Consider the following 17,826-nt stretch of genomic DNA (forward strand, 5'->3'; position numbering starts at 1 on the left):
ATCAGGACCGCTTCGCGCGGCGAGATCTTGAACAGGCTCGGATCGAATGCCGCCGCGTCCGCAACGAAAGCGCCGTGGCGCGTGTGGGATCGGCCGGGTCGGGTCGGGTCGGTGCTGGCGAGGGCGTCCAGGTCCCAGCCGCGGTCGACCGGGAAGTCCGCGACCGCGTCGCGGCCCGCGGCCACGAGATCCCAGAGCTGCTCGGGTGATTCGACACCGCCCGGAAAGCGGCAGCTCATGGCGACCACGGCGATCGGCTCGTGCCGGGCATCCTCGGCCTCGCGCAGCTGGCGGCGGGTCTGCCGCAGCTCGGCGGTCGCCCACTTGAGGTGCTCGAGTAGCTTGCTCTCATCGCTCATTGCACGTCACCCACCGATTTCCCGAATTCCCTGTGGAGAATGTCGAACAGTTCTTCCGCTGTGGCGGAATCGATTTCGTCGACCGCATCGCCCTGGCCCGCCGCGCGGTCGGGCGTTCGGTCGTGCCGCTTCCAGGCGGCCAGCAGTTCCTCGAGCCGGGTCGTGATCGTCGCGTACTCGGCCGCCGTGGGCTCGAGGGCGGCGAGGGTCCGCTCCAGCGTGTCGAGGTGGTCGAGGCCCGGCGCGACCGGATCGGTCGGCTCGGGAATCAATCGCGTGCGCAGGTTGGTGGCCAGCGCCTGCGGTGTCGGATGGTCGAAGACGACCGTGGCGGGCAGCCGGACTCCGGTCGCGGCGGCGAGCCGATTGCGGAATTCCATGGCCGTCACCGAGTCGAAGCCGAAGTCGGTGAAGGGACGGGTCGATTCGATGGCACCGGCGTCGGCGTGCCCGAGCACGGTCGCCACCTGGGCGCGGACCAGGTTCACCAGCAGCCGATGCTGTTCCGCCGCACCGGATTCCGCCAGGCGCGCCAGCAGGTCGGTGGCGTCGGTTTCCGGTTCGTCGTTCGCTGCGGCGGGCTGTTTGCGGGCCTCCGGCAGGTCCGCCAGCAATGGGCTCGGCCTGGTCGCGGTGAACGCGGGCAGGAAGCGATCCCAGTCGATGGCGGCGACGGTCAGCGTCGTCTCATCGCCCGCGAGGGCCATGCGCAGCGCCGCCAGCGCGAGCTCCGGGGCCATGGCGGGCACGCCGTGGCGGCGCGCGGTATCGCCGCCCTCGTGGTCGGCCATGCCGCCGCCCGCCCAGGGACCCCAGGCAATGGCGGTGGCGGGCAGGCCCTGTGCGCGCCGATGCTGGGCCAGTGCGTCCAGGTAGGCGTTGCCGGGCGCGTAGTTGCCCTGGCCCGGTGTGCCCGCGACCCCGGCGAGGGACGAGAACAGCACGAACGCCGACAGATTCCGGTCGGCGGTCAGCTCGTGCAGGTGCCACGCGGCCCGCGTCTTGACGCGCAGCACCCGGTCGACCTGCTCCGCGGTCAGCGCGTCGAGCACCGCGTCGTCCAGCACCGCGGCGGTGTGCACCACCGCGTCCAGCACCGGGAGCCGCGAGAGCAATTCGGCCAGTGCGGCGCGGTCGGCCACATCGCAGGCGGCCACGGTGACATCGACACCGAGAGCGCGCAATTCGGCTTCCAGCTCCGTCGCACCCGCCGCCGCGGGTCCCCGGCGACTCACCAAGACCAGGTGATCGGCTCCGGCGGCGGCCAGCCACCGCGCGGTGTGCGCGCCCAATGCGCCGGTGCCGCCGGTCACCAGGACGGTGCCCGCGGGCTGCCAGCCGTCGGCGGCGGTCGTCGAGGGCCCGTGGGTCAGGCGTCGGCCGTAGACGCCCGAGGAACGCACGGCGACTTGGTCTTCCGCGCCGGTCAGCACGGTCGGCAATGCCTCGCCGACAAAGTCCGGCAGTCGCTGTCCGGCCGCTTCCGCGGGCAGGTCCAGGAGTCCGCCCCACCGTTCCGGGTGCTCGAGTGCGGCGACTTGGCCCAGGCCCCAGAACAGGGCCTGGTCGGGTCGCACGTCCTCCCCCGCCACCGCTGTCGCGCCGAACGTCGCACACCACAGCGGGGCATCGAGGCCCGCGGCGCCGAGGGCCTGCCACAGCGCGAGCGTCATCGCGTATCCCGCTGGGACAGCGGGGAATTCCGGCATCGGCTGGTCGTCGAGCGCCAGCAGCGACAGCACACCGTCGACCGGTGTCGTGGGCAGTCGCCGGGCGAGGTTCTCGCGATCGGCGTGCGTCAGTTCCATCTCGACCACGCTCGCCCCGTGCGCGGTCAGCGCGTCCACCACGGGACACGAATCGGCTCCGGTTGGCGATACCACCAGCCAGGTACCAGTCAGCGGCTGGAATTCGGTGTGCGCGAGCGCCTTCCAGGTCACCTTGTACCGCCAGGTGTCCACGGCCGAACGCTCGCGCAGGCCACGTCGCCAGGCCGATAGGGCGGGCAGCGCCTCGGCCAGCGGACGATCGGGCGCGACCCGCAGCGCGGATTCGAGGAAGGCCAGGTCGTCGTGTTCCACCGCTTCCCAGAAGCGGGCGTCGACGGGGTCGGCTACCCGGCGGGGTTCGAGCCAGAAGCGTTGGCGTGCGAAGGGGTAGGTGGGCAAATCGACCGTGCGGGCGGGCCGGAGGACGGTTCGCCAGTCGGGGCTGATGCCGCGCACGTGCAGGTGGGCCACCGCCGTCAGCAGTGCCTCCGATTCCGGCTGTCGCCTCCGCAGCAGCGGCACGAATCCTGCCTCGGGCACGCAGTCCTGGCCCATGGCGGTCACCGTGGCGTCCGGGCCCAGCTCCACGAAGGTGGTCACACCCAGCTCCGCCAGGGTGCGCATGCCGTCGGCGAAGCGAACGGGCTGGCGCACGTGCCGGACCCAGTAGTCGGCGTCGTAGGCGGCCACGGGCGCACCGGTCAGGTTGGATATCACGGGGACTCGCGGCGGCGCGTAGGTCAGGGCCTCCGCGACCTCCCGGAATTCGGCCAGCATGGGATCCATGCGATGCGAGTGGAATGCGTGACTCACCCGCAGCCGCTTGACCTTCCCGTCCTCGAACAGCAGCGTGATCTCCTCCACCGCGTCCTCGTCGCCCGAGATCACCACCGCCTCCGGCCCATTGAGGGCCGCGAAGCCGACCCGCTCCGACAGCAGCGGGGCGATCTCGTCCTCGGTGGCCTCGATGGCGGCCATGGCTCCCCCGGCGGGCAGCGCCTGCATGAGCCGGGCGCGGGCGGCGACCAGCGTGCACGCGTCGTCGAGGGAGAGCACCCCGGCCACATGGGCGGCGGCGAGTTCGCCGATCGAGTGGCCCATCAGCTGATCCGGGACGATGCCCCAGTGCTCGAGCAGTCGATAGAGCGCCACTTCCAGTGCGAACAGGCCGGTTTGGGTGAACATCGTGCGATCGAGCAGCGCGCCGTCACCGTGGAGGACCTCGCGCACCGCGGGGTCGAAGCGGTCGCAGATCGCGTCGAACGCGGCGGCGAACACCGGGTGGTGGGCATAGAGCTCCTGCCCCATCCCGGCACGCTGGCTGCCTTGACCGGCGAACAGGAATCCGAGCTTGCCGGGCACCACCGAGCCCCGAATGGTCGGTGCGGCAAGTTCTTTCAGAAATTCCTCGCGGTCACCGGCGAGCACGACCATTCGATGCGGATGCGCGGCCCGGGTGGTGGCCAGCGACCAGCCCACATCGGCCACGTCGAGATCAGGGTGCCGCTCCACATACGCGCGCAAGCGTGCGGCCTGCTCACCTAGTGCCGCAGCGCTTTTCGCCGACAGCACCCAGGCAACGTTCCCACCCGTCATTCCGGCATGCTGTTGGCCGGAATCCACCAGGCGCTGCGGCTCCCCCGCATTCCCCGGTCCTTCGTCCCGTTGCGCGTAGGACTCCACAATGACGTGCGCATTGGTGCCGCTCATCCCGAAGGCCGACACCCCGGCCCGGCGCGGCCGTCCCGCGTCCGGCCACGGAATCTGTTCGGTCAGCAGCGAAATCGCACCCGCGGACCAGTCCACGTGCGGGGTCGGCTCGTCGGCGTGCAGGGTGCGCGGCAGGACGCCGTGGCGCAATGCCAGCACGGTCTTGATGATGCCGCTCATCCCCGCCGCGGCCTGCGCGTGACCGATGTTCGACTTGACCGAGCCCAGCCACAGCGGCCGTTCCCGATCCTGGCCGTAGGTGGCCAGCAGCGCCTGCGCCTCGATGGGATCACCGAGTTTCGTTCCGGTGCCATGCGCTTCGACCGCGTCGACCTCGGCGGCGGTGAGACGCGCGTCGGCGAGCGCGGCCCGGATGACCCGCTGTTGCGCGGGACCGCTCGGCGCGGTCAGGCCATTGGACGCGCCGTCCTGGTTCACCGCCGACCCGCGCACCACCGCCAGCACCCGGTGCCCGTGACGGTGCGCATCCGAAAGCCGTTCCACCAGCAGCATTCCGACGCCTTCGGCCCATCCGGTGCCGTCGGCCGCGGCGGCGAAGGACTTGCACCGGCCGTCGGCGGCCAGTCCGCCCTGGCGGGCGAAGTCGATGAACGCGCCCGGCTGGGACATCACCGCGACGCCGCCGACCACCGCCAGCGCGCACTCGCCGTGCCGCAGCGACCGGGCGGCCAGATGCAGCGCCACCAGGGACGAGGAGCAGGCGGTGTCGAGGGTGAGCGCGGGTCCCTCCAGCCCGAAGGTGTAGGCGAGGCGGCCCGAGGCGACCGCGGTGACGCTGCCGGTCAGGGCGTAGCCCTCGGCACTGTCGGCGGCACCGCTGAGCCCGGGTCCGTACTCCGAGTTCGACGCGCCGATGAAGACGCCGGTCTGGCTGCCGCGCAGGGTGGCCGGATCGATTCCGGCCCGCTCGAACAACTCCCACGCCGATTCCAGCAGCAGGCGCTGCTGGGGATCCATGGTGAGCGCCTCGCGGGGCGAGATGCCGAAGAAGTCGGCGTCGAAATCGGTGGCATCGTGGACGAATCCGCCGGCGCGCGGGCGGTCGGGCAGGGTGTGCGGGTCCCAGCCGCGGTCGGCCGGGAATTCGGAGACCACGTCCACGCCGTCGCTGACGACCTGCCAGAGATCCTCGGGCGAGGCGATGCCGCCGGGGAAGCGACAGCTCATGCCGACGATGACGATCGGGTCGTCGTCCGCGGGCAGGGTTGTCGTGTCGATGCGCACGGGTGTCCGTCGACCGCGCAGCTCCCCGGCCAGATACTCCGCGACCGCGCGCGGGGTCGGGTGGTCGAAGACCAGGGTCGCGGGCAGCGCCACCCCGCTGTCGGCGGTGAGCCGGTCGCGCAGTTCGACGGCGGTCAGCGAGTCGAATCCGATGTCGTGGAAGGACCTTTCGGGTTCGACGGCCCCCGCGCCGGTGTGGCCGACGACCTCGGCGACCCGGGCGCAGACCAGATCCAGCAGTGCGCTGTCGTCCATGGCGACCGGCTGGTCCGTCGCGGTCGGCGCGGCGGGTTCCGGCGTGGGTGTCGCCTCCGGGATTCCGGCCAGCAGGGGGCTGGGTCGTTCGAGGGTGAACAGCGGGGCGAATCGGGCCCAGTCCACCTCGGCGACGGCGAGCGTCACATCGTCGTGGTCGAGTGCCTGTTGCAGTGCGGCCAGCGCCCGTTCGAGGGCGAGGACCGGAACACCGCGCCGCCGCAAGGGGTCTCGTTCGCCTTGCGCTTCGACCATGCCGCCGTCGTCCCAGGGTCCCCAAGCGATGGAGGTGGCGGTGCGTCCGCGAGCCCGGCGCTGCTGGGCCAGGGCGTCCAGGTAGGCGTTCCCGGCCGCGTACGCGCCCAGCCCGCCGACGCCCCAGACCGCGGAGACGGAGGAGAACAGCACGAAGGCGTCGAGGTCGCGGTCGCCGAGCAGTTCGTCGAGATGCCGTGCGCCCAGCACCTTTCCGGCCGCGATGGCGGCCACCTCGTCCGGTGTGGTGCCCGCGAGGGGCGCGATATGGCTCAGTCCGGCGGCGTGGACGACGGCGTCGGCCGGATGCTCGGCCAGTACCGCCGCCAAGGCCGCGCGGTCGGCGACATCGCAGGCGACGACGGTGGCCGTCGCTCCCAGTGCGGTCAGCTCGGCGATCAGGTCGGTCGCGCCGGGCGCGGCGGGGCCGCGCCGCGAGGTGAGCACGAGCTGCCGCGCGCCATTGCGGGCCAGCCAGCGCGCGACGTGTGCGCCGAGCGCACCGGTGCCGCCGGTGATCAGGACGGTGCCGCGCGGCCGCCACGTGGTGGGGGCCAAGGTCTTTCGCGTTGTCCGGGTCAGGCGGCGTCCGTACAGGCCGGACCCGCGCAGCGCCACCTGATCGTCCCCGGCCGCGCCGGAGAGCACCTGGACCAGGCGGTCTTGGGCCGATTCGTCGAACTCCTCGGGCAGATCGATCAGGCCGCCCCAGCGGGTCGGGTGTTCGAGGGCCGCCGCTCGGCCCAGTCCCCAGATCTGCGCTTGCGCAGGGCTTTCCAGTCGATCGGCGGCATCGATGGAGACAGCGCCGCGAGTGAGGCACCACAGCGGTCCCGTGGTCGTGGACGCCAGCAGGGCCAGTGTGTCGGCGACCGCCCGCGTCTCGTTCAAGGCCGCCAGTGACAGCACACCGTCGGCGGCGAGGCCGCGAATCTCCGCGGCCGTACTCACGATGCGAACGGTCGCGCCGTGACGTTCCAGTGTTTTCGCGCAGGTCTCGGTCAGGTCCGTCTCGGCCGGGCCGACCACGAGCCAGGTGCCGGTGAGCGCCGGTACGCCCGTGTCGGGCAGCGGCCACCAGTCGATCCCGTACAGCAGCGAGTCGACGGGCGACTCCGCGCTCACCGGCCAATACCGCCGACGCTGGAAGGCGTAGGTCGGCAGGCCCACGACGCGTGCGCCCGGCAACATGGCCGCCCAGTCCGGGCCGATCCCGCGTATATAGAGCTGCGCCACGGCGGACATCACCGCTTCGGACTCGTCACGGTCCTTGCGCAGCGCGGGGGTGAAACCGGCCTCGGGCACGCAGTCGCGGCCCATGGCGGCGAGCGTGCCATCGGGACCGAGCTCGAGGAACGTGGTCACGCCCAGATCGGCCAGGCATCGCATGCCGTCGGCGAATCGCACCGCCTCCCGCGCGTGCCGCACCCAGTATTCGGCGTCGTAGTGCTCGACCGGCTGCCCGGTCACATTGGACACCACCGGAATTCGCGGAGGCTGGTAGGACAGGCCCGCGGCCACCCGCCGGAACTCGTCGAGCATCGGTTCCATGCGCGCGGAGTGGAAGGCGTGGGATACCCGCAGCCGCTTGGCTTTCCGGTCACCGACCACCGACCACACGGCATCCTCGTCACCGGACAGCACGATCGCGTTCGGGCCGTTGATCGCGGCGATGCTCACCCCGGCCACCAATAGCGGTCGCAGTTCGTCCTCGGATGCCGCCACGGCGACCATGACGCCACCGGCGGGCAGCGCCCGCATCAACCGTCCGCGCGCCGTCACCAGTGCGGCCGCGTCCGGCAGGGACAGCGCACCGGCGATATGCGCGGCCGCCAGCTCGCCGATCGAATGGCCGAGCAAGAAGTCCGGGTACACGCCCCAGCCTTCGAACAACCGGAACAGCGCCACCTCGAGGGCGAACAGCCCGGCCTGCGCGAAGTCGGTCCGGTTCAGCAGCTCGGCATCCTCACCCCACAGCACCTGTCGCAGTGGTAAATCCACCGCCGCGCACACGTCGTCGAAGGCCCGAGCGAAGCCAGGGAAGGCCGCGTAGAGCTCGCGGCCCATGCCCAGCCGTTGCGAGCCCTGGCCGGAGAACAGGAAGGCCAGTTTGCCCTCGACGGCCGTACCCGCGACGACTCGCGCCGAGGGGGTTCCGTGCGCCAAGGCCCGCAGACCCGCGAGCAAATCGGCCCGGTCTGCGCCCAGGACGACCGCGCGGTCCTCGAGCGCGGCACGCGTCGTCGCCAGCGAGAACGCGATGTCCACCGGCGACTGTTCGCCGGATTCCATAGCTTCGAGCAAGCGCGCCGCCTGCGCCCGAATCGCGTGGTGGCCCTTGCCCGACAGCACCCACGGCACGACCGCGGCGACTTCGGTTTCCGCGATGAGCCCCGGACCGGGTTCCGGCTCGGATGGCGTCTCGGCCGGGTCCGCCTCCAGAATCACATGCGCGTTGGTGCCGCTGATCCCGAACGCCGAAATACCCACGCGCCGCGGCCGATTCGCCTCCGGCCACGCCTGCGCCGCGGTGAGCAGCGCGACCGCGCCCTCGGACCAGTCCACGTGCGGTGTGGGCGTATCGGCGTGCAGGGTGGCGGGCAGGATGCCGTGGCGCATGGCCATGACCATCTTGATCACCCCGGCCACGCCCGCGGCGGCCTGGGTATGGCCGATATTCGATTTGATCGAGCCCAGCCACAGCGGCCGGTCGCGATCCTGCCCGTAGGTGGTCAGCAGCGCCTGCGCCTCGATGGGATCGCCCAATGTCGTTCCGGTGCCGTGCGCTTCGACCGCGTCGACGTCGCGCACCGACAGTCGCGCGGTCGCCAGGGCCGTGCGGATGACCCGCTGCTGCGACGGCCCGTTCGGCGCGGTCAGACCGTTCGACGCGCCGTCCTGATTGACCGCGGAGCCGCGCAGCACCGCCAGCACCGGATGTCCGTGGCGGCGCGCGTCCGACAGCCGTTCCACGATCAGCACGCCGACGCCCTCACCCCAGGCTGTGCCGTCCGCGTTCGCGGAGAACGGTTTACAGCGGCCGTCGGGGGCGAGCCCGCCCTGGCGGGAGAACTCGACGAACAGATCGGGGGTGGACATGACGGTGACGCCGCCCGCGACCGCCAGCGCGCACTCGCCCTTGCGCAGGGCCTCGGCCGCCAAATGCAGTGCCACCAGCGAGGACGAGCACGCGGTGTCGACGGTGACGGCGGGGCCCTCGAATCCGAAGGTGTAGGCCAGCCGCCCGGACAGCACCGCCGCCGAAGTTCCGGTGGCCAGGTAGCCGTCGAATCGGTCGCCGCCGTCGGAGCGCAGCACCGCGCCGTAGTCCTGGCCGTTGGTCCCCGCGTACACGCCGACCGCCCGGCCGCGCAGCGAGCTCGGATCGATGCCGGTCCGCTCGAAGGCTTCCCACGCGGTTTCGAGCAGCAGCCGCTGCTGGGGGTCCATGGCGACGGCCTCGCGCGGCATGATGCCGAAGAACTCGGCGTCGAATTCGGTTGCGTCGCTGAGGAATGCGCCGGACCTGGTGGTGAGGCGGCCGGACTCGGCCAGCCGGTCCACATCCCAGCCGCGATCGGCCGGGAAACCGGAGACGACCTCGCGTCCGTCGAGCACCAGGCGCCACAGGTCCTCGGGTGAGCGCACCCCGCCGGGGAACCGGCAGGCCATGCCGACTATGGCGATCGGCTCGTCATCGGTGGCCGCCGCCGCTTCCGGGGTCGTCGTTTCGCCTGTGCCGCCGAGGAATTCGGCGAGTGACCGCGCGGTCGGGTAGTCGTAGATGGCCGTGGCCGGTAGCCGCTGACCGGTCGCCGCGACGAGGCGGTTGCGCAGATCCACCGCGGTCACCGAGTCCAGGCCGAGGTCCTTGAAGACCTTGTCGGCGGGCACCGATTCGGCGTCGGCGTATCCCAGGACAGTCGCGACCTGCTGGCGCACGACCTCCAGCAGCGGCCGCGCCTCGTGCGCGGTCACGGGTGTCTCGAGCGCGGGGATCAGTTCGCTCAGCAGCGGGCTGGGCCGGGTGGCGGTGAAAGCGACACCGAAACGGTCCCAGTCGATATCGGCCACCAGGACACCGGATTCCGCGCGCAGCAGCGACTGCTCCAGCGCGCGCAGCGCAGCCCGGGGCGGCAGCATCGGCACGCCGTGTCGACGTGCGACGACCCCGAATTCCCCCTGCCCCATGCCTTCTCCGGCCCAGGGTCCCCAGGCGATGGCCGTGGCGTGCAGGCCCAGCGATCGGCGGTGGCTCGCCAGAGCGTCCAGGTAGGCATTGCCGGGCGCGTAGTTGCCCTGGCCCGGTGTCCCGACCACCCCGGCCAACGACGAGAACAGCACGAACGCCGACAGATTCCGGTCCGCGGTCAACTCGTGCAGGTCCCACGCCGCCCGCGCCTTGACCCGCAACACCCGATCGACCTGCTCGACACTCAGCGACTCGATCACGCCGTCGTCGAGCACGGCCGCGGTGTGCACCACCGCATCCAGGACGGGCAGGCTCGCGAGCAAATCGGCCAGCGCCGCTCGATCGGCCACATCGCAGGCGCGGACCGTGACCCGGGCACCGAGTTCACGCAGTTCGGCCGTGAGTTCGTCGACGCCCTCGGCCCGCGGTCCACGTCGGCTCGCCAAGACCACATGCTCGGCCCCACCGGCGGCCAGCCATCGCGCCGTATGCGCGCCCAGCGCCCCGGTTCCGCCCGTGACCAGGACGGTTCCCGACGGACGCCAGCCGTCGAGTGCGGTGAGCGGCAGCGGAGCGCGGACCAGCCTGCGGCCGAACACTCCGTTCGGACGTATGGCGACCTGATCCTCGGCTCCGGCGACGACCGAGGCGATGGACTGCGGAATCGACTCGTCCCACCGCTCGGGCAGGTCGATCAATCCGCCCCAGCGGTCGGGAAGCTCCAGCGCCGCAACCCTTCCCAGTCCCCACCACAGGGCCTGTGCGGGCTGGACGTCTTCGTCCGACACCGACACCGCACCCCGAGTGACGCACCACAGCGGGGCCTCGACGCCCGCCGCGCCCAAGGCTTGGATCAACGCCAGGGTCATCGCGTAGCCGCGGGGCACGGCCGGGTATCGCGGGTGTGGTTCGGCGTCCAGCGCCAGCAGCGACAGCACCGCGTCGACCGGGCCGATCCCGGCGAGTTCGGCGGTCAGGTCGTCGCCGGGCGCGACGCGCAGCACGCGAGCTCCGCGTTCGGACAATCCGGCGGTGATTTCGTTCTCGTCGGGCGGGGCGATCACCAGCCACGTGCCAGCCTGAGAATCGTTGTGCGCCAGCCGCTTCCAGGTCACGCGGTAACGCCACGACTCGGACGCCGACCGATCTCGATCGAGTTCCCGCGGCGCGGTCAGCCAGTACCGTTCCCGCTGGAAGGGATACGTCGGCAGCTCCACTCGCCGGGCACCGGGGAACATCGACTCCCAGCGCACCGGGAGACCCCCGGCGAACACCTCGCCCAGCGAGGTCAGGAATCGGCGCAGACCGCCGTCGTCACGGCGCAGGGACGCGGCGACCAGGCCGTCGATATCCTTGGCGTCCAAGGTTTCCCGGACCGCCGCCGCCAGCACCGGGTGCGTACTGGTCTCGACGAATACGCGGTGTCCGTCGGCGAGCAAGGCGGCGGTGGCGCGCTCGAATCGCACCGTCTCGCGCAGGTTCCGGTACCAGTACTCGCCGTCCAGTCCAGCCGTGTCCATGGGCGCGCCGGTGACGGCCGAATAGAACGGCACCTCGCCGGTGCGCGGCCGCACCGGTGACAACAGCTCGGCCAACTCCGCGCGGATCGACTCCACGTGCGCGGAGTGCGACGCGTAATCCACCGGAATCCGGCGGGCGCGAACGCCTTCCGCCGCACATCGCGCCTCCAGCGCGTCGAGGGCGGCCGAATCCCCGGATACCACCACGGATTCGGGTCCGTTCACCGCGGCGAGGGACAGCCCCTCCCCCAGCATCGACCGCAGCGTGTCGGCGGACAGCGCGACCGACAGCATGCCGCCGCGGCCCGACAGCGCCAGCAGGGCCCGACTCCGCAGGGCCACCACCCGCGCGCCGTCGGCGAGGGAGAGCCCACCCGCGACCACCGCGGCGGCGATCTCACCCTGCGAATGTCCCACCACCGCGGCCGGTTCGATGCCGTGGGAGCGCCACAGGGCGGCCAGGGACACCATGACGGCCCACAGCGCGGGCTGGACCACGTCGACGCGTTCCAGCGCGGCCTCGTCGGTGAGGACGTCCCACAGCGACCAGTCCACGAATTCGTCCAGCGCCGCCGCGCATTCCGCGAGCCGCGCGGCGAACACCGGTGCGTGCGCGGCCAATTCCACGGCCATGCCCGGCCACTGCGAACCCTGCCCGGGGAAGACGAACACGACCTTGTCGTTCTGGTCGACGACTCTCGGAGCGGCCGGGGCGTCGGCGAGGGCGGCCAGCGCGGCCAGCATCTCGGCGCGGTCCGCCCCGACCACGACCGCGCGGGTATCGAACACCGACCGTGCCGTCAGCGTCCGACCGACGGACGCCAGCTCCAGGTCGGGTTCGTGATCGACGAACGACCACAGCTGCCGTGCCCGATCACGCAGCGCCGCCTCGGTTTTGGCCGACAGCACCCACGGCACGACCGGTAGTACCGGGTCAGCGGGCAGGTCGGCGGGAGCGGCGGGCTCCTCGATGATCACGTGGGCGTTGGTGCCGCTGATCCCGAAGGACGAGACACCGGCCCGGCGCGGGCGGTCGGTCCGCGGCCAGGGCACGGGTTCGGTCAGCAGCTCGACCGCGCCCGCGGTCCAATCCACATGCGGCGACGGCGCGTCCACGTGCAGGGTCTTCGGCAGCAGCTCGTGCTGAAGCGCCAGCACCATCTTGATCACGCCCGCGACGCCGGCGGCGGCCTGGGTGTGTCCGATATTCGATTTCAACGAGCCCAGCCGCAGTGGGTGATCGCGGTGCTGGCCGTAGGTTGCGAGCAGGGCTTGCGCCTCGATCGGATCGCCGAGCGTGGTCCCGGTGCCGTGCGCCTCGACCGCGTCCACCTCCGCGGCCGACAGGCCCGCATTCGCCAGCGCCTGCCGGATGACCCGCTGCTGGGACGGCCCGTTCGGCGCGGTCAGCCCGTTGGACGCGCCGTCCTGATTGACGGCCGAGCCGCGCACCAGCGCCAGCACGCGGTGCCCGTTGCGCTGCGCGTCCGAGAGGCGTTCCAGGACCAGCAGTCCGGCCCCTTCGCTCCACCCCGTGCCGTCCGCGGCGGCCGCGAACGCCTTGCATCGCCCGTCGGGGGCGAGTCCGCGCTGCCGCGAGAACTCCACGAACATGCCCGGATTGGCCATGACCGTGACGCCGCCAGCCAGCGCCAGCGACGATTCGCCCTGCCGCAGCGACTGACACGCCAGGTGCAGCGCGAGCAGGGACGACGAACAGGCCGTGTCGACCGTGACGGCGGGCCCTTCGAGACCGTAGACATAGGCCAGCCGACCCGACGCGACCGAGGTCAGCGTGCCGGTCAGCGCGAAGCCGTCGGTCGAATCGTGCAGGCGCGGACCGTAGTCCTGTGCCATCGCGCCGAGGAAGACGCCGGTCCGGGTGCCGCGCAGGGCGGCCGGGTCGATACCGGCGCGTTCGAGAGCCTCCCAGGAGATCTCGAGCAGTACCCGCTGTTGCGGGTCCATGGCGAGCGCCTCGCGCGGTGCGATGCCGAAGAAGGCCGGATCGAATTCTGTTGCGCTGTCGAGGAATCCGCCGAATCGGGTGTAGGAGGTGCCTGGGTGCTCCGGGTCGGGGTCGTACAGCCCGGCCAGGTCCCAGCCGCGATCGTCCGGGAACTCGCCGACCGCGTCGCCGCCCGCGGCGACCAGCCGCCACAGCTGTTCGGGTGAATCGATGCCGCCGGGCAAGCGGCAGCTCATGGCGACAATGGCGATCGGCTCGAGCGCGGTGGCCGACGGCGCTTCCGGCGCGACGAATTCCCCTGCCGCACCGGTGTTCTCCGCATTGAGGAAGGCGGCCACGGCGGTGCAGGTGGGGTGGTCGAACAGCAGCGTGGCGGGCAGCGGCAGTCCAGTTTCGGCGCTGAGTCGATTGCGCAGTTCCACCGCGAGGTGCGAATCGATGCCGAGGTCCCGGAACGGGAGATCGGCATCGATGATCTCCGGGTTCGGCTGTCCGAGGACGGCCGCGGCGTGGGCGCGGACCAGGTCGAGCTCCGCGCCCGGCGTCAGCGATACGGCCGAGATCGCCTCGGCGGCAGTGTTTTCGGCCTCGTCGAACCAGTACCGTCGGCGTTGGAAGGCGTTGGTCGGCAGGTCCACCCGCCGTGCCCCGGTGCCCGCGAACAGCGTCTCCGGATCCACCTCCAGGCCGTGTGCCCAGGCCCGACCGACCGAGGTGAGGAACCGCCGCCACCCGCCGTCGTCGCGGCGCAGCGATTCGACCACGACGGCGTCGGCCGCGGTTTCCTGAATCCCGCCGGCCAGCACCGGATGTGGGGCGACCTCGAGGAAGATCCGTCGCCCACGGTCGGCGAGTGCGCGCACCGCGCGGTCGAGCCGGACGGGCTCCCGCAGATTCCGATACCAGTAGTCCGCGTCCAGCGTGGTCCCCTCGACCCACTCCCCGGTGACGGTCGACAGCATCGGGATCTGCGCCCGGCCCGGACGCAGATCCGAGAGTTCGGCCAGCAGATCGGCTCGGATCGGCTCGACCTGCGCCGAGTGGGACGCGTAGTCGACCGCGATCCGCCGGGCCCGCACACCCGCGGACTGATATCTGGCCACCAGCGCATCCACCGCATCGGACACACCGGAAACCACAACGGAATTCGGGCCGTTTATCGCGGCGATGGACAGCCCGTCGCCCAGGTCGACGCGCTCGGCGGGCAGCGCGATCGAGGCCATGGCCCCGCCGCCCGCGACCCCCGCCAGCAGTCGACTGCGCACCGCCACCACGCGCGCCGCGTCGGTGACCGAGAGCGCGCCCGCCACACAGGCCGCGGCGATCTCGCCCTGTGAATGGCCGACGACCGCGGACGGCGTCACACCCAGCGATTGCCACAGCTCCGCCAGCGACACCATGACCGCCCACAGCGCGGGCTGCACCACATCGACCCGCTCGAGCGCCCGCACGTCGCGCAGGACCTCCGGCAGCGACCAGTCGACGTGCGGTGCCAGCGCGTCGGCGCACTCCTGCAGCCGATCGGCGAAAATGGCCGAGCACGAGGCCAATTCGATGGCCATGCCGGGCCACTGCGAGCCCTGACCGGGGAACACGAACACCGCCGTACCGTCCCCGGCCACCCCGCGCACCAGATCCGGGACGGGAGCGCCGTCGACGAAGGCGTCCAGCAGCGCCCGCGGATCGTCCGCGATCAGCGCGGCCCGGTGCGCGAAGGGGGTGCGGGTGGCAGCCAGGGAGTATCCGATGTCCGCCGCGTCGGCGCTCGCATCGGCGCGCAGGTGTTCGCGCAGTGATTCCGCCTGTCCGCGCAGGGCTTTCGCGTCGCGGCCGGAGAGGGTCCAGAGCACGGGCGCGGGCGTCGCCGGTTGCCGCGGTCGCGGATGCTCGGCGGGCACGTGCTCGGCCAGCACGACATGGCAGTTCGTGCCGCCGACACCGAAGGAGCTGACCCCGGCCACCCGCGGCCGCGTCGCCGTCCACTCCGCGGTGGTCTGCTGGACCCGCAGGTTCAGGGCGTCCAGCGGGATGTCCGGGTTGGGGGTGGCGAAGTGGAGGCTGGCGGGCAGCACGCGATGATGAACGCTCAGAACGGCTTTCAGCAATCCGGCGATGCCCGCCGCGCCCTCCAGGTGCCCGATATTGGTCTTCACCGAACCGACGGCCAGCGGTGCCCCGCCGCGTCGGGCCGCGCCGATCACCGCACCCAGCGCCGCGGCCTCGATCGGGTCGCCGATCCGGGTTCCGGTGCCGTGCAATTCGACGTAGTCCACCAGGGCCGGGTCCACCCCCGCCTCGCGGTAGGCGGCCCGCAGCAGTTCCTGCTGCGCGAGCTCGTTCGGTGCGGTCAGCGTGGCCCCGCCGCCGTCATTGTTGACGGCGCTGCCGTGGATCACGCAGTAGATCCGGTCGCCGTCGGCGAGGGCGTCGGCGAGTCGCTTGAGCACGACCAGGCCGCCGCCCTCGCCGCGGACGAAACCATTGGCACGCGCGTCGAAGACGTAGCACGTCCCGTCCGGGGACAGCCCGCCGAAACGGTCCACGCGCAGGGTGCTCTCCGGCGCGAGGTTGAGCTGCACGCCGCCGGCCAGCGCGAGCTCCGACTCCCCGCGGCGCAGGCTCTCCACTGCCAGATGCACGGCGACCAGCGAGGCCGCCTGTGCCGCATCGACCGTCAGGCTCGGGCCGCGCAGACCCAGCACATACGACAGCCGGTTGGCGATCAGTCCCCGATTGGTCCCGGTCAGCGAGTGCTGGCCGACGACGCCGTGGCGCTGCGCGAGGGTGGCGTAATCGTCGGAGATCGCGCCGACGAAGACGCCGGTCGCCGTGGCGGTCAGCCGGGCGGGCACCAGGCGCGCGTCCTCGAGGGCCTCCCAGCCCAGTTCCAGCATCAGTCGCTGTTGCGGGTCCATGGCGGCGGCCTCGCGGGCGGAGATCCCGAAGAAGTCCGCGTCGAATTCGCCTGTGCCGGTGAGGAATCCGCCACGCGTTCCGGCGAGGGCGGGGTGTCGGCGGTCGGCCGGGATGTCGGTTACCGCGTCGCCGCCGGTACGCAGCAGACGCCAGAATTCGGCAGGTCGCGACGCCCCCGGAAAACGGCAGGAGGCACCGACGACCGCAATGGGGTCGGAGAGCATGGTGTGTGAGACCTCGTCGTGGACGCTTCGATCAGCGCGAGTGGCCGGATTCGGGAATCAGGAATCGGAGCGGGTGACGGGTATGACGCGCGCGTCGAAGTCGATGTGGTGTCCCTGTATCCACATCAGCGATTTACCACCGTCTTTGGCGGTCTTACCGAGAATGACGGGCATCATCAGATCCCGCAGGAAGCGGCCGATCGCGCCGGGCGGCTCGGGATTGCGGCCGTGCTTGACGATCTTCGTCACGCGGTCGCGGCGCAGGGCCTCGAAGGTGGTGAACGCGGTGGGCACATCGGGGCAGTCGCGCAGGCATTGCGCGAGGACGACGGCGTCCTCGATGGCGAGGGCCAGGCCCTGACCCGCGGTGGGCGAGGTGACATGGGCGGCATCGCCGATGATCACCATGCCGTGGTTGTCGTGCCAGCGGCGAGCCACCGGCAGGGTGTAGCTGGACCAGCCGAACAGGGGCGCGGGCGCAGCGTCGACGATGTCGTGCGCGAGCGCGGTCTCCCCGGCCATGATCTCGTGCAGCCAGCGGCGCAGCGCGGCGTCGTCGCCGTCGGACAGGACGCCGTCGGGGGTGTCGCCGGTCTTGGGCGGGTTGGCGAACCAGGCCGTGCCGCCGTCCGGGGTGCGCAACCAGGCGAAGGAGCAGCGCGTGCCGAGGTTGATGTGCAGATCGCGCTCGGGGGCGGCGATGGTGAAGTCGGGGATGTAGCCGCCGGTGGTCAGGACCGGCACCGGGCCGGGTGCGGGAGCGTCCGGGTCGATCAGGGTGCGCACGGTGGAATGCACACCGTCACAACCGATCAGGAGATCGCCGTCGGCGGTGGAGCCGTCGGCGAAGACCGCCTGTACGCCCCCGCCGGGTAGTCGCACCACGTCACGCAGCGTCTTGCCGTACTCGACCGCGATGCCGCGTTCACGGGCGGTGCCGTCGAGCGCTTCCCGCAGGGCCGCGCGCGGCACCATCATGGATTTCAGGCCGTCGGGCCGGGCCGGTATCGGCATGCGGCCCAGGGACCGGCCGCGGCTGTTGGCGAAACTCATGGTCTCGACCTCGTAGCCGAGCTTCTCCACCGGTCCCGCGGCGTCGATGGCGCGCAGGGCGTCGATCCCGTTGGCGGACTGAAAGTTCAGCCAGGAGCCGTCCTCCCCGACCCCGGCCGCATCACCCTCGAAAATCCGGGATTCGATGTCGGCCTGCTGTAATGCCATCGATAGCACCGGACCGGCGACGCCGGACCCGATGATGAGTGCGCGGGTCATTCGCGCTCCTAACGGGAATGCGGTCGAACATGTGGACGCCGTGCTCCATGGCGGCTCGTGGCCGCCACCCGTCTTTCGAATTGCCCTGGTAGGGAACATGATTCGTCAACGGCCGCGACCCGGCCGGCCGGCGCGCACGT

2 protein-coding genes and 1 pseudogene (1 of these 3 running past the window's edge) are annotated in these 17,826 nt (G+C 71.6%); all 3 read right to left on the reverse strand.

Features of this window, described 5'->3' with window-relative positions; translation table 11 throughout:
- Positions 1-359 (reverse strand): annotated as a pseudogene (locus VMT65_RS08780) (type I polyketide synthase); its annotated part reaches 18,268 nt to the left of the window's first position; the annotation flags it as partial.
- Positions 356-16,414, reverse strand: a complete 16,059-nt coding sequence (locus tag VMT65_RS08785) for a type I polyketide synthase (protein WP_326307555.1) — start codon at positions 16,412-16,414, stop codon at positions 356-358. The gene VMT65_RS08785 and the pseudogene VMT65_RS08780, both read right to left, overlap by 4 nt.
- A gap of 57 nt (positions 16,415-16,471) precedes the next feature.
- Complete coding sequence (locus VMT65_RS08790; protein ID WP_326307556.1) at positions 16,472-17,686, reverse strand: FAD-dependent oxidoreductase; 1,215 nt, start codon at positions 17,684-17,686, stop codon at positions 16,472-16,474.
- Positions 17,687-17,826 lie beyond the last annotated feature (140 nt).

The sequence above is a fragment of the Nocardia sp. CDC153 genome, from assembly GCF_035818515.1.
Classification (GTDB): Bacteria; Actinomycetota; Actinomycetes; order Mycobacteriales; family Mycobacteriaceae; genus Nocardia.